The sequence below is a fragment of the Mesorhizobium sp. LNHC229A00 genome, assembly GCF_000502415.1.
GTDB lineage: Bacteria > Pseudomonadota > Alphaproteobacteria > Rhizobiales > Rhizobiaceae > Mesorhizobium.
Window position 1 is genome coordinate 40918 of record NZ_AYWQ01000016.1, and the last position, 22610, is coordinate 63527.

General features: G+C 57.4%; 18 protein-coding genes and 2 pseudogenes. 12 read left to right on the forward strand and 8 right to left on the reverse strand.

The window, feature by feature from the left end; genetic code table 11:
• The first annotated feature begins 214 nt into the window (after positions 1–214).
• From X742_RS145690 to X742_RS0137985, 11 genes are all read left to right on the forward strand, one after another.
• Entirely contained in the window at positions 215–1207 is a 993-nt protein-coding gene (locus X742_RS145690; protein WP_245275603.1) for an ABC transporter ATP-binding protein, read from the forward strand.
• 17 nt (positions 1208–1224) lie between these two features.
• Positions 1225–3000 (forward strand): ABC transporter permease subunit, encoded by a 1776-nt coding sequence (locus X742_RS145685; RefSeq protein ID WP_031248270.1) that lies wholly within the window; start codon positions 1225–1227, stop codon positions 2998–3000.
• A gap of 226 nt (positions 3001–3226) precedes the next feature.
• Positions 3227–4405: a Xaa-Pro peptidase family protein gene (locus X742_RS145680; protein ID WP_023774227.1), complete on the forward strand. Its 1179-nt coding sequence runs from the start codon at positions 3227–3229 to the stop codon at positions 4403–4405.
• Between the two features lie 153 nt (positions 4406–4558).
• Entirely contained in the window at positions 4559–5623 is a 1065-nt protein-coding gene (locus tag X742_RS145675) for a DUF2817 domain-containing protein (protein WP_023774228.1), read from the forward strand.
• Positions 5624–5712: 89 nt separating this feature from the next.
• On the forward strand, positions 5713–6396 hold the full coding sequence (locus tag X742_RS145670) for a hypothetical protein (protein WP_023774229.1): 684 nt from the start codon (positions 5713–5715) through the stop codon (positions 6394–6396).
• A gap of 61 nt (positions 6397–6457) precedes the next feature.
• On the forward strand, positions 6458–7195 hold the full coding sequence (locus X742_RS1000000171580) for a hypothetical protein (protein WP_023774230.1): 738 nt from the start codon (positions 6458–6460) through the stop codon (positions 7193–7195).
• A 58-nt stretch (positions 7196–7253) separates the two neighbouring features.
• Positions 7254–8420 carry a Xaa-Pro peptidase family protein gene (locus X742_RS145665; RefSeq protein ID WP_031248272.1) on the forward strand — a complete coding sequence of 389 codons (1167 nt, stop codon included), beginning with the start codon at positions 7254–7256 and terminating at the stop codon, positions 8418–8420.
• 39 nt (positions 8421–8459) lie between these two features.
• On the forward strand, positions 8460–8609 hold the full coding sequence (locus X742_RS1000000174930) for a hypothetical protein (RefSeq protein WP_198019235.1): 150 nt from the start codon (positions 8460–8462) through the stop codon (positions 8607–8609).
• Positions 8590–8724 carry a hypothetical protein gene (locus tag X742_RS1000000176610; protein ID WP_023774232.1) on the forward strand — a complete coding sequence of 45 codons (135 nt, stop codon included), beginning with the start codon at positions 8590–8592 and terminating at the stop codon, positions 8722–8724. The genes X742_RS1000000174930 and X742_RS1000000176610 overlap by 20 nt, the downstream gene beginning before the upstream one ends.
• 758 nt (positions 8725–9482) lie before the next feature.
• Positions 9483–10424 (forward strand): LysR family transcriptional regulator, encoded by a 942-nt coding sequence (locus X742_RS145660; RefSeq protein WP_031248273.1) that lies wholly within the window; start codon positions 9483–9485, stop codon positions 10422–10424.
• A gap of 278 nt (positions 10425–10702) precedes the next feature.
• Positions 10703–11869 carry a M20 aminoacylase family protein gene (locus tag X742_RS0137985; RefSeq protein WP_031248274.1) on the forward strand — a complete coding sequence of 389 codons (1167 nt, stop codon included), beginning with the start codon at positions 10703–10705 and terminating at the stop codon, positions 11867–11869.
• Between the two features lie 1078 nt (positions 11870–12947).
• Here the strand turns inward: X742_RS0137985 and X742_RS0137990 are convergent.
• On the reverse strand, positions 12948–13769 hold the full coding sequence (locus tag X742_RS0137990) for a serine hydrolase (protein WP_023774238.1): 822 nt from the start codon (positions 13767–13769) through the stop codon (positions 12948–12950).
• Positions 13770–14065: 296 nt separating this feature from the next.
• On the opposite strand from X742_RS0137990, the pseudogene X742_RS145645 reads away from it, so the two are divergent.
• Positions 14066–14635 (forward strand): annotated as a pseudogene (locus tag X742_RS145645) (nucleotidyltransferase); the annotation flags it as partial.
• 98 nt (positions 14636–14733) lie between these two features.
• On the opposite strand, the gene X742_RS145640 reads toward X742_RS145645, so the two are convergent.
• The 7 genes and pseudogenes from X742_RS145640 to X742_RS05730 form a co-directional block, all read right to left on the reverse strand.
• Complete coding sequence (locus tag X742_RS145640; protein WP_031248277.1) at positions 14734–15732, reverse strand: zinc-binding dehydrogenase; 999 nt, start codon at positions 15730–15732, stop codon at positions 14734–14736.
• Positions 15733–15768: 36 nt separating this feature from the next.
• Positions 15769–16860, reverse strand: coding sequence for a sn-glycerol-3-phosphate ABC transporter ATP-binding protein UgpC (gene ugpC, locus X742_RS145635; protein WP_023774241.1), 1092 nt, complete (start codon positions 16858–16860; stop codon positions 15769–15771).
• Positions 16861–16897: 37 nt separating this feature from the next.
• Complete coding sequence (locus X742_RS145630; protein ID WP_023774242.1) at positions 16898–17722, reverse strand: carbohydrate ABC transporter permease; 825 nt, start codon at positions 17720–17722, stop codon at positions 16898–16900.
• Positions 17723–17735: 13 nt separating this feature from the next.
• A complete protein-coding gene (locus X742_RS145625; protein WP_023774243.1) occupies positions 17736–18629 on the reverse strand; it encodes a sugar ABC transporter permease in 894 nt (297 codons plus the stop codon).
• Between the two features lie 71 nt (positions 18630–18700).
• Positions 18701–20113, reverse strand: coding sequence for an extracellular solute-binding protein (locus X742_RS145620; protein WP_245275598.1), 1413 nt, complete (start codon positions 20111–20113; stop codon positions 18701–18703).
• 107 nt (positions 20114–20220) lie between these two features.
• The gene (locus X742_RS145615) at positions 20221–20736 is read right to left on the reverse strand and encodes a VOC family protein (protein ID WP_023774245.1); all 516 of its coding nucleotides are present in this window, start codon (positions 20734–20736) and stop codon (positions 20221–20223) included.
• A gap of 122 nt (positions 20737–20858) precedes the next feature.
• A pseudogene (locus tag X742_RS05730) lies at positions 20859–22352 on the reverse strand (GMC family oxidoreductase N-terminal domain-containing protein).
• Positions 22353–22610: the final 258 nt, after the last annotated feature.

The following is a 22610-nucleotide window of genomic DNA, read 5'->3' on the forward strand; positions in this document are numbered from 1 at the left end:
GCATCAGTCGAAACGCCAGTGTGTCGCCGCGGCGGCCACTGGCGATGTATCCAAGGCGCTTTCAGACGCCACGGTTGAGGACGACAGCATGTCCCACTCTGCTCTGCGCTCGGATTTTGGATCCGTCGTCAAACTGCACAAACGACCAACGACTGAGGATCAGACATTGGAAGACCGTGCTTCGGCTCAGATTGAATTTCGTGATGTCACGAAAATGTACGGAGCGGTCGCGGCGGTTGTTGAGCTGTCACTCATCGTTCGTCGCGGCGAGTTTCTCACCATCCTGGGTCCCAGTGGCTCCGGCAAGACCACAGCGCTGATGATGCTTGCGGGGTTTGAGGCGCCGACCAAAGGCGACATCCTGATCGCGGGCAAATCGGTGGCGGCCGTGCCGTCATATGGTCGAGACCAAGGTATCGTCTTTCAAAACTACGCGTTGTTTCCGCATTTAACGGTTCGCAGAAATCTTGAATTTCCGCTCGAGATGCGCGGCGTGAAGTCGCGTGAGCGGGCACCCTTGGTTGAGCGGATGCTCAAGCGAGTTCACTTGGATTCCTTCGGTGAACGTATGCCTTCACAACTCAGCGGCGGCCAACAGCAGCGCGTGGCGCTTGCACGCGCCCTAATTGCTGATCCTCCGATCCTCCTCCTCGATGAACCGCTCGGCGCGCTCGACAGAAATCTAAGGGAACAAATGCAGGGAGAGATCAAAGGCCTGCATCGTGAGTTCGGCAAGACCACCATTTGTGTCACCCATGACCAGGAAGAAGCCTTGACGCTGTCGGACCGCATCGTGGTGATGAGAGGTGGTCGAATCGAGCAGTTGGATGCGCCTGAAGCCCTCTACGACCGACCGGTCAATCGCTTCGTTGCCAACTTTTTGGGAGAAGCAAATGTGCTTGATACTCCGGAACTCGGATATCAGAAGCAAAACACCCTAGACAAAATACCGATGGTTCGCCCCGAACGCATCCGGATCTCCGCGGTAAGCGCCTTGGCGCCCGCCAAGCTTGATCAGTGTCAGACTGTGACCGGCACTGTGGAAGAAATGATCTATGCCGGCCCGCTTAGAAAGTATCAGGTCCGTGTCGGAAGCACTTCCCTGATAGTGCGTGAACACGCGGCTTCGGGACAGGACGTCTTTGCCCCGGGAGATTCAGTACGTCTCGATTGGCTTCGGGCAGACGTCCGTCTGCTCGACGAGTAAACCGGAGAGGCGTTCAGATGCATACGTTTCAAAAAATCGGACGTGCTCCCGTAACCCTTGTGATTCCTGCCTTGGCCGTACTCCTCGTTGTGTTCGGGGTCCCAACTGTCCAACTCTTCCTCGAAAGCCTTAATGCGCCGAATTTCAGCCTGCAGAATTATAGTTCTTTCCTGGGTCAGTATGCCAACATCCGAGTGTTGCTGCAGACTCTGGAAATCAGCGCGGTAGCCACAATCATCTGCTTGTTGGTTGGCTATCCAACGGCATATTTGATTTCGACGGCCTCGAAGCGAGCGCGCATGGTGCTGATCGTGCTTGTCGTTATTCCCTACCTTACGAGCGGATTGGCTCGCACCTATTCCTGGGTCGTCATCCTTGGAGACAACGGACTGCTCAACAGTGTGCTGATAGATATGGGCCTGATATCCAGCCCTCTCCCGCTGATTTACAATCGCGCGGCGGTGTATGTCGGCATGGTGCACATCATGCTGCCGATGATGATTCTGCCGCTGGTCAGTGTAATGCTTGGCATCAACACCTCATTGATCGCCGCCGCCAAGAGCATGGGCGCCAAGCCCTCGACTGCCTTTTGGCGGGTGTATTTCCCTTTGAGTATGCCGGGCGTACGCAGCGGAACGTTGTTGGTCTTCGTGATCTGCCTCGGCTTTTACATCACGCCGGCTGCTTTGGGGGGCCTGGGAGACGCGATGCTGTCGACCTTCATTGCTTCTCAGCTCGCCACAGGGTTCAACATGGGCGCTGTCAGCGCCTCCTCGTTCGTCCTTCTTGCCATTGCCGTGGTCATGCTCTCCGTGTTCGGCCTGAACCTCTCCGGCACACAGGACAGCGCCCCGAAGGTAAAGAAGGGCTGGTCAGAACGTCTTGGTTTGCTCCGTCCTGTGAAGCGGTACCTGAACGAGCTCTCGGTGGGATCGAGGTCGAAGCGGTGGTCCAAGATGCTTTATCAAGCTCAGGGCGACGGTGGATGGTCCCGGCTTGTCGCAGGCCTAATCTTGACGCTTGTCATTTCGTTCCTGCTATTTCCCGAGATCGTTGTCATCATCATGTCGTTTAGTGACGACGCGACACTGCAGTTTCCCCCATCCGGATTCTCGCTTCAGTGGTACGCAAGCTTCTTCAGCGATGAGGCCTGGTACGGTGCCGCCTGGACCAGCGTCAAGATCGGTCTGGCCGTGGCAGCTCTGTCGACCGCCCTAGGCACGCTGGCAGCATACGGTCTAAGCCGTATCGCGCCCCAAATTCGCGGCTGGATTACCATGGCCATCTTGGCCCCGATCACCATCCCGGTCATCGTCGTCGGCGTCGCCAGCTATTTCGGCCTTGTTAACTTGGGAATTATCGGAACGGAAACGGGCATCGTTCTCGCCCATACGATCGGCGCAATCAGCTATGTCGTCGTCATCGTTTCTGCAACGCTGGCGAATTTCGACACACGACTGGAGCAGGCGGCAAAAAGCATGGGGGCTAGACCCTTCACGGCGTTCATCCGAATAACCCTCCCGCTGATCCGTCCTGGCATTATCGGCGGCGCCCTCTTCGCTTTTATCCACTCCTTCGATGAGGTGGTAATCACTTCGTTGGTCAGCGGGTATTCGGTTCGCACATTGCCCCTCAAGATGTGGGAGAATATTCGCAATGAGATCGACCCTACTGTAGCAGCCGTGGCCTCACTGCTGACGCTTCTCCCGATCCTGTGGATGATCGCGCTCTATGTCACGTGGTGGAGAAGCAGAAGTAGCTCCCAGAACATAGCAATCGAGGCGACAGCTTGACGTGTTGTAGCTGGCCTGGCGTGGCACGGATCTTATCGTCAGGGCTCCTGCCAGTCTAAAACTGCCGCAGCGCGCAATCAGTTCGGCGAGACCCAGCTCGAACAGCTGCATGAGGCCAGTCGATCCAGCCAGCCGACGGAAGCGGCGGTCTAAGGCGCAGGCGGCTCTCTCTCCAAGCAAAATGGCATCTAACCCGTACCCGTTTCTAGAATTTCAAGGAGCCGCCATGCCAGCACTTTACTTTACCGAGACCGAGTATCAGGCCCGCTTTGCCGCTACAAAACTGGAAATGCAGGCTTGTGGACTTGATACCCTGATCCTCTCTGATCCCGCCAACATCTTCTATTTGACCGGCTTCGATGCGTGGGCCTTTTATGCGCCTTTGTTTCTCGTTGTCGCCATGAACGAGGATCAGCCGATTTGGATCGGACGATTTATGGATGCCGTTTCGGCTCGCGACACGACTTATCTGCGCGACGAAAACATTCGCGCGTATCCAGATAGCTTCGTTCAATCGGCCACCTCCCATCCCGTTCAGCCAACCTCAGACATTCTGAAGGAACGGGGTCTGGATAGAGGCGTCATCGGGGCCGAAATGGGTGCGTATTATTATACCGCGCGTATTCACGCCGAGTTCGTAAATCACCTCCCGAACGCACGTTTTGAAGACGGTGAGCTGTTGGTGAACCGTGTGAGGCTTGTAAAGAGCAATGCAGAGCAGAACTACATGCGTCAGGCCGGCCGCATCGTTGACGCGGCGATGTCAGCTGCGGTGGAGAAATGCGCACCAGGTGTCCGCGAATGCGATGTGGTGGCAGAAATCTACAAGGCGCAGATTTCGGGGCTTCCTGACGCGGGTGGCGTTTACACGACCAGCCCTCCGCACTTCTGCGCGGATGAACGGGTACGAACCCCGCATGGTCTATGGACCGACAAGCCTCTGAAGAAGGATGCGCCGCTTAACATCGAGATCGCCGGGTCGCGCCTGCATTATCATTGCCCCATGACCCGCACGGTGTTCCTGGGGGAACCACCGGATAACTACCGGCGGCTCGCAGCCGCAGTGGTCGAGGGATTGGACACGACCATGGGCAGCATCCGTCCCGGTATGGCTGCCGAAGAGGTCGAATTGGTGTGGCGACGCTCCATTGCCAAGCACGGCTTCGAGAAGGAAGCCCGGCTCGGCTATTCGATCGGTCTGGGCTTCCCGCCGACCTGGGGCGAGCGCACCGCGAGTCTGCGCCCTGGCGATAAGACAGCGTTGCAGCCCGGCATGGCGTTTCATTGCATGTCGGGGTTGTGGCTGGAGGACACCGGCATCGCAATCACGCAGTCCTTCCTCGTAACGGAGGACGGAAACGAGCCCCTCTCAAAGTTCGAACGGACACTGGTTTCCAAGTCATAGGCGGGGCGATGTGAATGCTCGAGGCGGTGAGACACGTCTATTGCGCCTGGCTGCGCCATGAGCGCGACTGTGTGAAGCGCGCCTCATCGCCTTCAGCTCTCACCTGCGCGTCGCGTCTTCATCCACGCTCCATTGATCAGCAAGGCGATAGATATGTTTTCGCGGACTTATTTCGAAGCGCGACGGCGCTTTCTCGATCTCACTGAGGTTCGATCCTATGCATCCAGCCACAAAGGACCTGAAGACCAGTCGCTGTACACCGATGTCGCATATTTAGGTGATCCAGGCGCGAGAAACCTTCTTGTTTCCGTAGCCGCAACCCACGGCGTCGAGGGCTATTGCGGGTCCGCGGCTCAACTTTCTCTGCTCGGCTCGGATCTTGTAAAAAAACTCGAAGACACGGTCGGGGTTTTGCTCATTCACGCCATTAACCCATACGGCTTTGCATGGGATCGACGTGTTACGCCAGAAGGATGCGATCTCAATCGAAATTTTGTCGACTTTACGCGTCCGCTACCAGAAAATCCGGGCTACGACGAACTGGCCGATCACCTCGTCCCCGCAGATCTTACGGCAGAGGGGTTAGCCGCAGCCGAGCGAACGATTGCTGATTTCCGCGCCAAAAATGGAGAAATTGCGTTTCAGACGGCGCGGAAGAAGGGTCAGTACACCCGACCGGAGGGTATGTTCTTTGGCGGCACAGCCCCGTCAGAACCGAGAAAGGTCTTGGAAGAGATTTTCACTGACTACAAGATATCGCAGCGGCAGTCGGTTGTCGTTGTCGATTACCACACCGGGCTTGGCCCCTATGGCTATGGTGAACTGCAAACCGAAACATCCTCGGGAATGGAAGGCTATCGCCGCGCCCTGGAAATCTTCGGCCCGTCGGTGACCTCGCCGGAACTGGGGACTTCGTCCTCGGTAGAAATCACCGGTACGCAGGATGAGTTCTGGCAGCGGGAGTTGGGAAACCGGCATACATATGTGTGTCTCGAGTTCGGCACTTACAGCCCTGACAAGGGCCGCGAAGTCCTTCGAAACGACCACTGGTTGTTTGCCTACCAAGCCGCGCAAGCCAACACTGAGCTTGGCAAGCGGATACGGACCGCCACCCGGGACCACTACAATCCCAGTCGGCCAGACTGGCAGGAAATGGTCGTCTTTCGCTGCGGCCAGATTCATCGCCAAGCCGTAGCCGCGCTGACGCAAGCAAACTGAGACCGGCTCCCGTAGGAGCGCTGCCTGCGCGACAAGTCCGTCCGTCCGCGACAGCACCTAACATAGATCGACGTTCGTGGAGGTGAGGAATGGCTAAGACTTTGGGGCTGCTGCTTTTGGAGAACCGGCCAATTTTGCATCCAGGGGCACTTTGCAACCCACAAACATTTCCTTTCCCGACACGGCAGATCACGGTTCCTGGAGCGTCTGTCAAAGCCGTTGTGGACGGGGGCGAGGATATCCTGGACTCCTATGTTCGGTGCGCTCAGCAACTGCAGGAAGATGGTGTTTCGGCGATCACGTCAAATTGCGGGTTCACGGCGCTGATGCAAAGCCAAATTGCCTCCTCAGTGTCAGTGCCGGTCGTATTATCGAGTCTTTCCTTGGTACCGTTCGTTGCGACAACCCTACCCAAAGGCAAGAAAGTCGGCATTCTCACCTATGATGCCACGCGGATGAGTGAGAATCATTTTGCCGCGGCAGGATGGTGTTCGACGAAGATTGATGTTGCCGTCGCGGGCATCGAGGGTTCCGAGACGTGGAGCCGCCTGGCTGAGCCAGTTCCGGAGGTTTCCTCCTCTGTTATCATCAAAGATGTAACGGCAGCCGCACAAGCCTTGCTCAGTCGCGATCCGGATGTCGCCGTGCTCGTTTTCGAATGCGCTGCTTTCCCGCTCGCCGCCCAAGCGGTTCGCCGCGAGACTGGTTTGATGGTGGCGGATTATGTGAGCCTGGCGAAGATGCTGATCGAGATGAGCGCGTTCAGAAATTAGCTTCTGTGTCTCGGCAACTCAGATTGCCGCCTTCAGTCACCAGGAACGTTCGGTTTTGGACATGGCTTCAGATGACATTTTACGCTCGGGCGGGATCCTCGGCATTTTGGATCTTAAGCCAGGATCTGCCTTACAAGACGTCACCGTCACCGGGCCGCTGCATGATCCAGAAACTTTCCCCTTTTCAACCATGCAAGAAACTGTCGCCGGCGCCGGGGCTGATGTCGTTGTACGAGGTGATCCCGACTTGGAAGCGCCTTACATCGCATCAGCGAAACGGCTAGTCGAACGCGGCGCTGTTGCGATTACGGCCGACTGTGGCTTCTCCATCCGACACCAAGCGGCGGTCGCGGCCGCGGTTCAGGTTCCCGTGGCTCTGTCATCTCTCCTGCTTGCGCCGGTCATACTTCGGCAGCTGCCGGTGTCGGCCAAGCTTGCGGTTTTGACATTTGATGCCTCCCACTTGGAAACCGAGCTGCTGGGCCTTTCGGATGCAAATGACCTTCACCGAGTGGTCATCGGCGGCATCGAAAACACCCAGACCTGGAAAAATGAAATGCAGCGCCCACCGTCGGCAACCGACATCGCCGTCATGCGAGAGGAAGTTTGTACGCGTACAGATCAGTTGCGGGAAAAGCATCCTGAAATCGGAGCTGTCTTGCTTGAGTGCACGATGTTTCCTCGCTTGGCACAGTCAGTTCGCCGAAACACCGGCCTGCCAGTGTTCGACATCACAACGCTTTGCAGAACGCTGATGGAATCTGTCTGCGGACCGGTGGTCGGTGGCGTTTTGAATTGATGTCTCAGCGAGCCGCGTTGGGCGATCCGAGGTCTCGCAATTCAAGGAGGTATTTAAGGTGGCAATAATCAAGGGACCGTTTCCCCGCAACGAGTACCTGCGGCGCCTTTTGCTGGTCAAATCCGAAATGGCACGCCGGGAGGTAGACGCGCTTGTTGTGTCCGACCAGCACAACATCACTTATCTTAGCGGGTATACCGCACGATCCGCTTACGTACCTCAGGCCCTGGTGGTCACTGCAAAAGAAGACGAACCGGTTTTCATTCTCCGTCGTATGGATGCGCCTGCCGCTATGCATCAGTGCTTTATGGGGCGAGAGAAGATCATTGCCTATCCAGAATTGTTGATCGCCCATCAAGATAAGGATGGCTATGACGCAGTCATCGATTACCTCCAAGCCGCCGGCTTGGCACAAGGCTCGATCGGACTCGAACAGTATGATCTCTCAACCCTGACGGTCGAAAAGTTCCGAAGAAGGCTCGAAGGCACCAGGATCGTAGACTGCACCAAAGCGGTGACGTGGATACGGCTGGTCAAGTCTGAGCTTGAGATTGAGGTGATGCGCGAAGCAGCGGCGATTTCAGATGCCGCTATCGCGCGCGCTGCAGAAGTGATCCGCCCCGGAACGCGCGAAGCGGACGCCTTTGCTGAGATCGCGTCTGTGCTCATTCGAGGCGTTAACGGAAAGCCGGGCACGAGACTGGAAGCGATAGCCATCTGCGCGACGCCCCGCACAGGCACATGTCATATCCCCTGGAGCGAGGATATTTTTCGCGAGGGCTCCCAGGTCAATATCGAACTCGCCGGATCCCGCCATGGATATTGTGCTGCGCTGATGCGCACCTATTCGATTGGTGCTCCGTCAGGTCGACTCCGCAGGGTCCACGACGTTCAAGTGGAGGGGCTTGATGCTGCGCTCTCGGCTGTCCGACCAGGAGCGACTTGTAGCGACGTCGCCAACGCATTTTACCTAACTATCGAGAAAAGAGGCCTCAGCAAGGAATCCCGCTGCGGATATGCACAGGGGATTGGCTGGACAGAACCCACCGCCAGTCTCCGGGATGGCGACGTGACCGTGCTTCAACCAAACATGACCTTTCACCTGATGCTCGGAAACTGGATTGATGAGGAGTTCGGCTATGTGATCAGCGAAACATTTCGCGTGACCACAACCGGCGTCGACGTTCTGACCTCTGCTCCACGACAGATCTTCCAGGTTTGGTGACCCGCAGATCACAATCTGAGTAACCCCGAAGAGACTACAATGATCAAGCACGGCATTAATAGCACGCAAACCGGCGCCATCACAGAAAGCTCTGGGACGGTCTCACGTCAAAGTGGCTTGCATCACTTGGAACACCTGCCGCTGTTTCTTTCCAGGCAGGAGCCGGAGTTTGAAGCAATATTGGGTTGATGCGCTGCCGATTGACGATACTCATGGCCAGGTCATCACCGACCAGGACGCCATTACGACGCCAAAACGCTACCTGGAGCGCATCTCACTGGCGGGGATGCCAATGGCAGCTTAATTTCCACGGGGGACCTACACCCAATGGCTCAACGGTGACGAAGCTACAAAGCATGATCTCAACAAGATTATCAAAACAAGGTAGATTGGGGTAACCCACGACATCTCGCAGGGCACAGGTCATGGAGGTCGTGCCTCTCTCGACAATCCTGTTGGCGAGTGATGCCTATCACCTTCCCGAATTGTATTGGCTTGCTAGGTCGCTCCGGCAAACGGTACCTCGCAAAGGCGCTCACCGACCATGTGTCGGAGGAAGTCTCTCGACGGAGGAAGCCATCGAGGCCGCAAAATGACTCTCTACAAGAGCAACCGAGCCGTCTCCAATTTTGATGTCTAGCAGCGCTGCAGCGAGGCTCTGCCGCGTCGTTCGCGCCAGCGATCGCAAAATGGAGCGTGTCCCCACCGCAGCGGATGGAAGTGTCTTTGCCGACCAAGCGCACCAATCAAGCTTATAAAGGACCGAGCAGCACTCAATACAGAGTGGCTGCCTTACAGAAGAGCGACCGTCTCTGCGGGCAATGAAACGGCGGCAGGCGCCTCCCACTTGTCGCAGGCCCCAAGCCATCGCAAATCCAGATGGCGTGCAGCATCCAAATGCATTAACATGTGTTCTGACCCAGCAATGTGGCTAGATCGGGTGTCACTTGCCGCCTCGGGAGGGGTCGAAACGCACAATGTTCAGGAACAATCTACTGGTCATCTCGATTCACGATTGCGTTGCGCCTGGTGAAGCTAAGCGGGACGCAGGAGCGTCCAAACGTGGATCTTAAGAAATTAAGATACTTCGTTGGCGTAGCCGAAGCAGGTGGTTTTACCCGAGCCGGCGAGCAAATGAACGTCGCCCAAAGCGCGCTCAGCCTGCATGTTCGTGAAATGGAGGACAGCTTAGGAACAAGGCTGCTCGTCCGCGATCGAGGTGGGGTGACATTGACAGCGGCCGGCTCGCGGCTGCTTCATCATGCGCGCATCATCTTGAACCAGGTGAGCATCGCTGAAGAGGAACTCACCAGCAATCCGAAAACCCCTGTTGGAGAGGTGTCGGTCGCGCTTCCCTCCGGCCCAGCTCGGTTCATGGCTCCAGAATTGCTCAATATGGCGAACGAGCGATTTCCGAAAGTCTCGCTAAAAATCGTCGAGGGCATGAGCGGCTCGGTTGAAGAAATGATGCTGGCAGGGCGCTTCAACTTGGCTGTTTTCTACACGATGGGAGACGACAACTCGCGTTATGACATTCTAGCTGAGGAGGAATTCTGTCTTATTATCCCACCGGACAGTCCCCCTTTCGAGAACGTTGTGTCTCTCGATCAGTTGAGCGCCTATCCCCTGGCCGTCCCCATGAATGTTACCAGCGTCCAACGAGCCGTGGCCGACGTCGCGAAAAAAAACGGGATTCTGCTGGACGTCCGATATGAGATAGATTCGCTATCCACGATCATAGACATGGTTGCCGATGGCAAGGCTTATTCCATTTTGACCCCATCTGCGGTCCAGCGCGAAACGTCGCTTGGTCTGATCCGTACGGCGAAGATCATCAACCCATCGATATCGCGCTCAGTCATACTTGCGGCAAACGCGCGAGATGAGCGGTCGGCTGAAGTGGCCGCCATCCGCGGCCTACTGCCGAAAGTAGTGCGCCAGCTGATCAAAGATGGGAGGTGGCAGGCGCGATTGCCGCAACCCGAGCGGCTTCGGCCGGGATAGGATTGACGTTGTTGATCAGACAAAACTTGACCGCTGTGGAGGCGCGAATTGGTGAGCCTCTCGCCTGAAGGGCAGAGTTCGATTCCAAGGGCTGGCGCTAGAGCACTTCGAACAGCCCGCCTCTCCCAACCTCCGGAACTAGCCATGGCCTTCGGGAGCCGTACTTTGTCCATATCGGATCCAGATCACGGGATAGAAAGTCTGAATTTGACGCCGTGCTGAGTTTAGCGGAACCATCGAGGGTTCAACTTAAGCGGTGTGAGCTAAAGGAAAGCGGCATGTATGATCTTGAGACATTCAAACCTCTGATCAAAGAGGCAACGAAATGGCGTCGCTACCTCCATCAGCGTCCAGAGTTGGATTATGAACTGCATGGCACCGCTGCTTACGTAGTAGAAAAACTTCGATCGTTCGGGGTCACGCATATCGAGACTGGGGTTGCAAAGACCGGCGTTGTTGCACTGATTGAGGGAAATCAACGCAGCGGTCCGACGATTGGCTTGAGGGCTGAGATGGACGCCGTTCTCCTTGCGGAGAAATCAAATAAGCCCTGGTCATCTACCGTATCTGGAAGAATGCACGCATGCGGCCACGACGGCCACATGGCTATGTTGCTTGGGGCCGCGAAATTTCTTGCCGAATCCCGGAATTTCGGTGGCTCCGTGGCCTTGATCTTTCAGCCAGCTGAAGAGAATGCACTTGGCGGGCAGAGGATGGTTCAAGAAGGTATAATGGATCGATTTGGAATCTCCCGTGTTTTTGCCATGGACAATTCGCCCGGCCTTGATGTTGGCAGGTTCGCAATTTGCGACGGTCCTTTCATGGCAGCGCTGGATGAATTTGACATTACGATCAAAGGCCAGGGAGGACATGCTGCCAGCCCTCATCGCAACATCGATCCGATTGTGCTAGCGGGCCAGATCATCGTCGGCCTGCAGCCGCTGGTATCACGCTCGACGAATCCATTGGAGTCGTTAGTCGTTTCGATCACAAAGATGCACGCTGGGGAGGCTTACAACGTGATACCCGAAACAGCGACATTATCCGGGACAGTAAGAACGTTGAAGCCTGGGCTTCGAGACTTTGCTGAGGCGCAGATTCCCGCCGTAGCGCGAGGGATTGCAACCGGCTATGGCGCGGAAATCGAGTTTAAGTACCGTAGAATAGATCCGATCATGATCAACTCCCCCGAAGAGACAAACCTTGCGATCAGTGCCGCGCGCAATCTGGTTGGGGCGATTAGCGTCGATGATAACTACAGCCCCGTTATGGGATCCGAAGACTTTGCATTCATGCTCGAAGCTCGACCGGGTGCAATGATCTTCATTGGAAATGGTTCGACAGCCTCTCTCCACAACGCTGCGTATGACTTTAACGATGAAGCTCTTCCTTACGGGATTGGGTACTGGGCCAACCTGGTCGAGACAGTCTTGCCTGCCCCCTGATCTAGTTCATGAATGAATGCAGAAAAAATGTCGTCACCTCCACGGCATCAGTCGTCGTGAACGGCGGCCCCGCCACCGGCTTACATCCATGAATTGTCCGCCTTCTTGGCTGCCATCCGGTCCGGTTTGGACTTTCTCACGGTTGCGGCGTCCCGAACGTTGCCGGGCACTACCGCGCGTTAGATAAACACCTTGGAAAAGAGGGGGGACAAAGGACAGCAGATCTTCGATATCATAAAAGCTCATCAGACGTGGCTGGCCGAGCTCCGGGATTACCGCGACGAGGTCGTTCACGGCCAAGTGGTCCAAGCCCTGGCGCAGGGGTGGCCGGTATCGACGAAAGGCAAGACCTCCAAGGCAATCTTGCCCATTGTGGTCCCCCGCAAAACGCCGCAGCGCGCTTTCGACACCAGACGGTCACGGATGATGGACAGCTAGGTTCCTTCGGGCCTGGACCGGATGGAGTCACACGCTGAGGTGAGGTTCCCTGAGACTCTCAGGCACAAGGTTAGTTTCCGGCCTGCCGCTTCGCATCTGCCGATCTTGGAGTTGATGGGTCTTTCCGCGTACCGAAAGTTCTCTGCCGAGATCTTCGTCGCCATTGAAACGAGCGGCTTCGGTTCCGCGATGAACGCGTCTATTGTGTGCTCTTGCTGAAAACAACGGCACGCAAAATGTGTGGCCTCCTTCAATCCTGCCAAGATCATGATCTTGGTCCATATGCCAAGACGTGCACGTGCAGGAGATGAGAAGCCATTAAATTGATCGGTAGCAGAAATGATCGCAAGGCGTGATTTTCGGAAATCCGCAAGCCAGTTCAGGCTTTGGCAAAAACCGCAGGTTTCAAAACGGCGCAACGACGATGCTGACAGTCGTTCATTGTAACGACTTGAAAAACGAAGCTCACTCAGAAACTAGGAGCCAAGAGGCCGATGGTACCGTTGGCTAGTCCGTCAGCCCCGCCAGCACGAACTGGCCATGGCCGACCGCGTCGGCATCTGCGATCTCTCACGCTCCGCGTCTGGACGATCCCGGCCAGCCGGCGCGGCTGCGGACCCGTACGGGAATTGCCCGCTCGTTACGACGACAGCGTCCCTCGGATAGCCCTGACCGCCGCCAGCGCTGTCCGCATCCGCGCCGTGCTGACGAATTCGGGCCAGCTCGACAGAACAACCGCCGCGAAATCCGCCACCGGGTCGATGTAGATCAGTTGTCCGAAGACGCCGCGGGCCATATAGGCGCCGCGTGCGGTATCCTCGATCCAGAACTGGTTGTGATATGCGCCGGCGGGCAGAACCTCTTGATAGATGCTGCCGAAGAGTGTCGGATCAGCACCGAACCGTGTCCCGGCAATCCACTCGGTCGACACGATACACCGGCCGTCGATCTCGCCGCCGCGAAGATGCAGCAGGGCGAAACGAGCATAGTCGCGAAGAGTCGCATTGAATCCCTCATCACCCAAAGCATAGCCGGCAGCGTCCACGGTGAAATAGGCGTCTTCGTCCGCACCCATCGGCGCCCACAATTCACGGCTGACGAGTTCTGCAAGCGGGGTAACGGCGGCGCGCTGTAGAACGAAGGACAGAACATCCGTCTCGATCGAGCGATAGCGGAAGGAGGTACCGTGCGGGCACTCCAGATCCTTCAAAGACAGGATCAGGTCCCAGACATGCGTGGGCCAGTTCGGGTTCCAACGATCCTTCCAGCCACTGGCGGCATCCAGCTGCGCCATGTGGGAATCGAGCGCGGTATAGGTCTCGTCAAAGGCCACTCCGCTGGTCATGTCGAGCACGTGCTGGACGGTCGCGCCGCGGTAGGCCGTCGCCTCCAGCTCCGGCAGATAGTGCGTCAGGGACGCGGCCGGGTCGACCACTCCGCGGCCGATCAGGATGCCCGCCACGGTGCCGACGATACTTGGCGACCGATTGCGACAGGTGCTGGGTATGCGGTGTCATGCCGTTCAGGTAGCGCTCGGCGGCGATCTTGCCGCCATGGAGCACCAGGAGGCCATCGGCATAGCTCGTCTTGAGGAAGCTGCCAATTGTATAGGCCTGCCCCTCCGCCGCGAAGGGAATGGCGTCGATATCCCGCAGATGCCGCAATGTGTGCGTTGCTCAATCCGGCCGAACGAGGCAGTCTGTGGATTCGAGGCATCGTCTCGGCTATGCATACCCGATGGACGACAGATCCTTGTTTATGAAATCCAGCATCGACAACCTCCCGCCACCAAAACAGCGCGAGCTGAGAAAGACGGTTGAGCTACTCCTCGAGGAGTTTGAGGATGCCCTCAAGGGAGGGACTGCCGACTTCAAAAAGCGTGGGCGCATCCTCAAGATCATACTTTTCGGATCCTATGCGCGTGGTGGCTGGGTCGACGAGCCGCATACCAGGAAGGGCTATCGTTCGGATTTCGATCTGCTGGTGTTGGTGAACAATCGCAAACTGACCGATTTCGCCGGCTATTGGCAGACGGCCGCAGACCGCCTGATGCGCGAAATCAACACGCCGGTCAGCTTCATTGTGCATTCCCGCCGGGAGGTGAACACCGCACTCAGGGAGGGTCAGTATTTCTTTGTCGACATTCGTAGTGAGGGAATCGTCCTCTACGAGCTCGACGCGGAACCGCTGACCAATCCGGTACCTACAAAACCGGCCGATGCGTTCCGATTGGCAGCCGAATACCTCGCAGACAGGCTGCCTCATTCCAAGAAGTTCGCGAAAGGTGCGATGTTCTATCTACAAGAGGGCGACTTCAAAGAAGCAGCGTGTCAGCATTCATCCACAGCGATCCGGCTCGATACCGAACGGGCATGAGCAATCAAACACGATCCTTTGCTGAAACTGAGGCGAACTGATACCTCACTTCACTTGGCACCGCTCCAGTCGAGCACCACGAACGGTTCATCAATCTCTCTGTTTAGCAGCGCGCCATAGACAGCAGAAGGGTCACTGGGATTCAAGCTGCGGACCAAGCCATCGACCGGGATGCGGCCTTCTGACAACCATTTCAGTGCCTTAACCAGGCCGGTAAAGGTGCTGTGTGAGGCATTGTTGTACCCCTCGTAAAGCTCCTCCCACACGAAGGCACGGGCGAGGAGCGGAACTTCCCATTCCCAGCCGCTGCGTAAAACGGCGAAATTGAAGAATATCGCGTGGAGTATCTCTTGGGCCAAAATGGCCGTATTCGCCTTCCACGGCACACCGACCAATACGACCTCACCGCGTTTGCGCACAACCTTGCAGCCGTCGAGTACCGCCTGTTCATGTCCCGAGCAATCGATCACCAGAGCGACCGAGCCGACATACGCCGGATCGCCCACCGGCATCGTGGGGAGCGTGTTGACAATGCCCGAGCGTAGCGCTTGAGCCCGCCGTTTTTCGTCCGGCTCGACAAGGGTAACCTCGTAACCCGCGATCCGACACTGGTGCGCCGCCAGGTAGCCGACTGGACCGGCGCCGCAGATGATGACCTTGTCGCCAGGTCGCGCCGTCGTGGTCATCAGGGTGGTCATCGTCACCCCCATCAGGCGGGCCACCACAGCTTTCTCTGGCGCCATACCGACAGGAAGCTTGACTGCGTAGCGCGTATCGAACTTCTGGGTCGACCGGTGGGCGCCCATGCATAGCAGCCGATCGCCTGGCTTAATACCGGAGACGGCCGAACCGATCTCCTCGGCTTCGAACACAGCGGCATAGCCGGGACGAACCGGGAAATCGCCGCCATCGGCCCACGCAAGTTCGGTGCCAGGGCTCACCAAGGTCGCCAATGTAGGGCCACGTACTTCATTCGGCGTGATTGGACTATCGTCGTAATCTGCTAGTTCAAACTTGCGCTTCCCGGTGAAGACGATCTCTCGTCCCATGGCGTCCTCCAAATGGATTCGATTGTGGCCGCAACCTCAGGGCCGAATGGCCTGCCCGCTTTGCGTGTCGAAGATATGCAGCTTGTCCGGATCAAAAGCGATGCGGACATTTTCCTGACCGGCGGCGGGCCTGGCCGAAGCAGGCACCTGCGCCACAAGTTCCTGGCCACCCGCGTTGAGATTGAGCAGCGCCTCGGTACCGAGGTATTCGACGACCTCGATCGACGTGTCATAAGAGGTTGTCGCGACCTCGCTACTCACCAGCCGGATGTCCGATGGCCGCACGCCGACCGTCACCTGCTGTGCCGTTTTCAGGACCTGACTCAGAGCGTTGGGTGCCGGAATCTGCAATGACCCACAGGTAAGAACTGCCGCCCCGCCAGCGGCCGCGACGACCCCCGGCATGAGGTTCATCGCGGGGCTACCGATGAAGCTAGCAACGAACAGGTTGCGCGGCAGCGAGAAGACCTCCTCTGGCGACCCGATCTGTTCGATGTGGCCATCCTTCATGATGACGATCTTGTCGGCCAGTGTCATCGCCTCGATCTGGTCATGGGTGACATAAAGGACCGTGGTGCCAAGCCGTTTGTGCAGCTTCGCGATTTCTACGCGCACCTGCGTGCGCAGCTTCGCGTCAAGATTGGAAAGCGGCTCGTCGAATAGGAAAACTTTCGGCGTTCGCACCATGGCGCGCGCCATGGCGACGCGCTGCCGCTGGCCGCCTGAAAGTTGTGACGGTTTTCGCGCGAGCAGCGATTCAAGGCCGAGAATACGCGCCGCTTCGCTGATACGGCCTTCTGCCTCAGTCGCGGAGAGTTTTTGCGGCTTTAGCGCGAACTCCATGTTCTGTCGGACGGTCATATGCGGGTAGAGCGCATAGTTCTGGAAGACCATCGCGATCTGCCGGTCCTTTGGCGGGACATCATTTACCCGGCGGCCCGCGATCTCAAGTTCGCCCCCCGAAATGTCCTCAAGTCCGGCGACCATGCGAAGCGTGGTGGTCTTGCCGCAGCCTGAAGGGCCAAGCAGGACAACGAACTCCCCCTCCTCGACGGCTAGGTCGATACCGTGCACAACTTCGACTTGGCCATAGCGCTTGACCACATTTCGCAACGTCACCGACGACATTGACGTCCTCCTCTAGAATTAATTTTTGGGATCGCGCTCATCCCTTGACCGACCCCATGGTCAGGCCCTTTACAAGCCAGCGCTGGCAGGTGAGCACAAAGATCACACCCGGAATCAGGACGACCAAGGATCCCGCCATGATGCGGCCCCACTGGACCGCATCGCTCGACCAGAAGGACATGACCGCCACCGTCACCGTCTGGGCTTTCGATCCTGTGAGCATCAGCGCAAACAGGAACTCGTTCCATGAGAAGATGAAACAGAACACCGCGGATACAGCGAGGCCGGGAGCCGTTAGCGGAAGGGTCACGTGAAGAAAGGTCGCGAAGACGCCGTGACCGTCAACCTGCGCTGCCTCCTCCAGCGCCTCCGGCACCTCGTCGAAGAAGCCTTTCATCAGCCAAACTGTGAGCGGGATGTTGAAAGTTGAGTAGACAATTATGAGCGCTAGCGGCGTGTCGAGCAGGCCAAGCGACTGGAAGATGATGTAGTAGGGAACTACGACTGCGATGGGCGGAAACATGCGCATTGACAGGATCCAGAATGCTACATCGTTGATCCATTTGCTCTTGATGCGCGAGATCGCATAGGCGGCGAGCGTCCCAACCGTCAGACTGAAAGCGGTAGAACCGAGCGCCACGATCAGACTGTTCAGGATTTGCAGGTCAAACGGCCGCATCGTGAACAGGTCATAGTAGTTGTCGAGTGTCGGCGTGAAGATGAAGGCTGGCGGCCTGGAGAACATAAGCGCCGCCGGCTTCAGCGAGGACACCAGGATCAGATAGATCGGCGTCATGAAAATAATCAGCACGACGCCAAGCAGCAGGTAGATGAAAGTCTTTTCGCGAGCACTCGATGTCATGGCGATTTCCCCCTCACCGCGCCTGGGTGGCCTGGCTGCGCTGCATCGACTTGAAAAAGAAAGTGATCAGTACCGTGATGATAACCAGCGACACGAAGGACGCAGCCGCCCCGACGCCCATGCGCCAAAAAGTGAAACTCTGCCGATAGATGTAAAGCGATATGACCTCGGTCGCGTCGCCCGGCCCGCCCTTCGTCAACACGTAGATCACATCGTAAATCTTGAAGGCGTCGATGGCACGCAGGAACAGCAAGCTTATGAGAACCGGCTTGAGCTGCGGCAATGTCACATAGCGGAACACATCCCAGCGCGAATTGCCGTCTATGCGTGCGGCCTCATAAGGTTCCGGCGAAAGGCTCTGCAACGCGGCAGCGGTACCCATCATGATGAAGGGCGTCCACTGCCAGATATCGGCGATCGCTATCGCGGTGAGCGCCCAGCGGGTGCTCGTAATCCAAGGTATGGGACCCAGTCCAACAAGACCGATGAAATAGTTGAGATAGCCAAGCTCGGGAAAATAGAGAAAGAGCCAGACCAACCCAACGATGACCGGCGAAATCATCATGGGGATAAGCAGCAGCGTCCTTACGACCGCCATGCCGGGCAATTTTTGGGTCACGAGCAGGGCGATCCCCACGCCAAGCACAAGCTGCACGGAAAGCGTCATCGCCATCAGCTTGAACGTCGTCAGCAGGGCATGGAAGAAAGCCTGCGACGTCAGGATCTCGAAATAATTGGTAAGCCCGACGAAAATCCGCGGGATGAAGGGCTTGGAGAGGTCGTAGTTGCGAAAGCTCAGCCACAATGCGTAGACCATCGGGTAGATGGTCGTAACAAACAGAATGACGACCGCCGGCAGCAGAAATATCCGCGCGATGCTTTTGTTACGGCTGGCAGTGTGGCTCATGACAGCTCCTTCCTCCTCCCATCTGAAGGACCCCACCCCGGCCTTTCACAGCCGGGGCGGGTGGATCAGAATTACTTCGCGAGAACTTCGGCCGGTACGTCCTGGATCCAGCGCAGACGCTGCTCCAGCGGGAAGATCGAGAGCCGCGAGTTGACGGCATTGCATGCGTTGGTGAGCGCCTCCAGAGCCGTCGGCGTTTCACCTGCCATGTATTTGCTCAGCTCCACACCAAAGTTCTCTTCCATATCCTGATAAAAGGGATGGAAGATGCGGCGGCGAGCATTGACCTGGCTGTCGAGAAGCACCTTGTAGTAGGGATATTTTTTCTGCAGCGCCGGGTCAGACAGGATCGACTTGCGGAACTGGCTGACGCCATTTCCCTCGTCAGCGAACCGCCTCATCAGCTTTTCGCTGGTCGCCCACTTGATGAACTCCCATGCGGCATCCTTCTCCTTGTCGGAAGACTTGGCGTTGATGGCGAAGCCAAGAGTGCCGGTATAGGTCGGCTGGGGACCCGCGTCGGATACGGGGCTCTCTGCAAAACCCGCCTTGCCGATCGTCGCAAGCGTCGCTTCCTTGGGGTTCGTCAGGCGCACCGAACGCACGCTCCAGTAGGCCGCCTCGGCAGCTTCGCCGCGCTCCATGAAACCCGACTGAATGTCCCACATCAGGCCGAGATAATCGGGCGGATTGAACGGAATTAGGGACTTCATGTACTCCGCAGCCTTGACATGCGCGTCGCTCGTCATGGCGCACAGGCCAGTCTTTGGGTCCCAGTAATCACCACCGAACGAGCGCATGAACGGAAAGTAGTCGTGCGTGATAGCACCTTGGACACGGCTATAGGATTGGCTCGCACCATAGAGGTCGAAATCGAGGGGCTTGCCGCCGGCAAGCTCACCTTTCTTGCGTGTGAAGAATTCCGCGATATCGCGGTATTGAGCCCATGTCTTGGCAGGCGCCAAGTCGTAACCATACTTCTTCTTGAAGTTGGCCTGCTCATCAGGATTTTCGAGCAGATCCGCTCGATATTGCTGCATCCAGATCATGCCTGAAGCCGGGAAAGCGAGAAGCTTGCCCTGCCAGGTGTTTTCCTGCAGTTGGACTGGAATGATGTCATCCAGCCCAATCTCCTTGGCATCGCGCTTGGCGCGGGCGGTCATGTCCTCCAACGCCCCTGCTTCACCCAAAAGACCGACCCACGGGCTGTCGATCCAAAGCAGTTGATAGGTCGGACTGCTCGAGCTCGCCTCGACGACAATCTTGTCGATGAGGCCGGGATACGGGAGTTGATCGATATGAACCTTTATCCCCGTCTGCTTCTCGAATTCGCCGACGATTGGCGCGACACGGGTGACAGACGTATCCCCTATGCCGAGCATTTTCAGCTCGACCCCGGCGAAAGGTTTGTCATCAGCAAGGGCGCTTCCACCTAAGAGCGTCGCCACGCTGGCTGCCCAGACCATTGTTTTTAAGTGCATCATTAGCTTCATCCTCCATTGACTTGCGTTGCAGAAAAAACTTGCTGATACGATTAAGCGTCGATGAGTCTTGGGCCTTCTAGGCACAGGGGCGAGAGCCCATTCTTTGGCTATTCGCTGCTCGGCGACCACATTTTCGGGCCACCGCCCTCCTCGTACCCCATCGGGCCCGTCGTGCTCACCAGTTCAAGATACTGACCCCAAGGCGAACGCAGATAGACCCATGTCAGGCCCTCCATGGGACCCGATGAAATCAATGTCGGTCCGTCCAGGACATCGACACCCGCGGCGCGCAGGCGCTCGGCCGCGGCGACCACGTCGTCGACGGCAAGAGCAAGATGAAACGCGCCGACCTCGCTGTTGCGCTTGATTTTGCTAGGTTCGGCTTCGCCGCTGTACTCAAAGAGTTCAAGGTTGCCGCCATTCCCGCATCGAATGACCCTCTGGTCCTTGATGCGGCAACCACCGGGCACTCCGAGCCGACGGGCCATGAAGACATCATCGACATCGACGCTGCCGCACTCCATCACAGTCACGGCACCGAACATCGTCTGAAAGAAGCGTACTGCCTCCTCCATATTTGGCACTGTCAGACCGATATGCTGGATGCCGTGAACCTTGATCATCGCTGCTCCCTCGTCTGCCGTGCTTATTCGATTAAGCTATCTGAGGCAGCTCGTTTGTAACTAATTAGTTATTTCATAGCGCTATGTGCCTGTCAATTGACAAGACCCGATTGCGGGGCCCCTTATGCTTCGGCGAAGCGTCGTCTGTCGTTGCGTTCCCAATCGAAGATTGTCGGAGCGAGCGACGGTTTCCCGGCGACCAGGTCGGAGGCCTTCTCGCCTATCATTATGGTCGGTGCGTTGGTGTTGGAGGAATTGATCAACGGCATGATGGAAGAGTCGCAAACTCGCAGCCCCTCCAGCCCATGCACCCTCAGGTCGGTGCCCACCACCGCCATCGAGTCATGCCCCATCTTGCAAGTGCCAACAGGGTGGTGGTCCGTCTTGGCCATGCGGCACGCGTAGTCGAGAAGCGCCGTCGGATCCTCGGCAACCGCGGCGCCCGGCAGCGCTTCGCGCCTGATAAACGGCCTCAGCGCCGGCTGCGACATGATCTCGCGCGCCATCTCAAGGCCGCGTAGCGACATCTCACGGTCATACGGCTCGGCCCAGTAGTTTGGGTCGATTAGCGGCATGGCCCCAGGATCGGCGCTCTTCAGCCGAACACTTCCCCTGGAGCGTGGGCGCATGAACGCCGTGTTCAGTGTCACACCCGGGTTATCAAGACGGGCAATGCCTTTCTCGATCCCGGAGCCCTGCCCGAAATGAAACTGCATATCGGGCGAACGTGCACCTGGATCCGCGTACCAAAAACCGCCGGTCTCAAACAGCGAGGACACGACCGGTCCAGACTTGAACAGCAGGTATTGCAGCCCTGCCATGAGCGTTCTGTGCGGCCTCTGTACGCTGTCATAAGAGTGGTCGCCAGTGCATTTACAAAGCACGCAGATATCGACATGATCCTGGAGGTTAGCGCCCACTCCCGGGAGATCATGAGCTACATCGATGCCAAGGGCATTGATGTCGTCGGCCGGCCCAATGCCCGACAACAGGAGGAGGCGCGGTGAACCGATGGGGCCTGAGGTTATCAGGACCTCTCGCGCACATTCAATGCGCACGACCTTGCCCTCTTGCGCGACATGGACACCGCGAGCCCGCCCCGCCACAATCGCAACGCGGATCGCCTGCGCCCCGGTCATCACCGTGAGATTTGGCCGCGACCGCGCAGGCGACAGAAAAGCTGTCGCCGTAGAGGAGCGACGCGCATCGCGCTGGGTCAACTGATAGTAGCCGATACCGCGCTGCCGCCGGCCGTTAAAATCAGGCTTATAGGGAATACCCGCCTCCTGGGCAGCACGAATGAAAGCATCGCAGATCGGCAATGCCCCCCGCGGCATGGAGACGCCAAGCGGCCCCTCCGCGCCATGGAAATCATCGCTGAATCGCTCGTTGCCTTCTGCGCGCTTGAAGTACGGAAGAATGCCGGTAGCCCCAGCCCTCGCAGCCGGCATCGTCACGCCACGCGTCGTAGTCAAGCGCGTTACCCCGAGTATAGATCTGGGCGTTTATCGTCGAGCCGCCCCCGATCACCTTTGCTTGGGTTACCAGAGAACCCTATCCTGCATGTGCCTCTGGGGCACCGTAGACCAGCCCCACGAGGCGATGCCTTTTGTCATCTTGGCGAAGCCCGCCGGCCAGTGGAAAAGGTAATTGTCGTCGCTACCCCCGGCCTCAAGTAGGAGGACCGAGACTGCCGGGTCTTCGGTGAGGCGCGATGCAAGGACACATCCTGCCGACCCCGCTCCGGGGATGATGTAGTCAAAGGATTTTGGCACGACAGTTCTTCCTCCAAATGACGGCCAGGCACGGCTTGGGCCACAAGTAACTATCCGGTTCTGATTAATCGATTAATCTCCCGATGCAACCACCGTCAA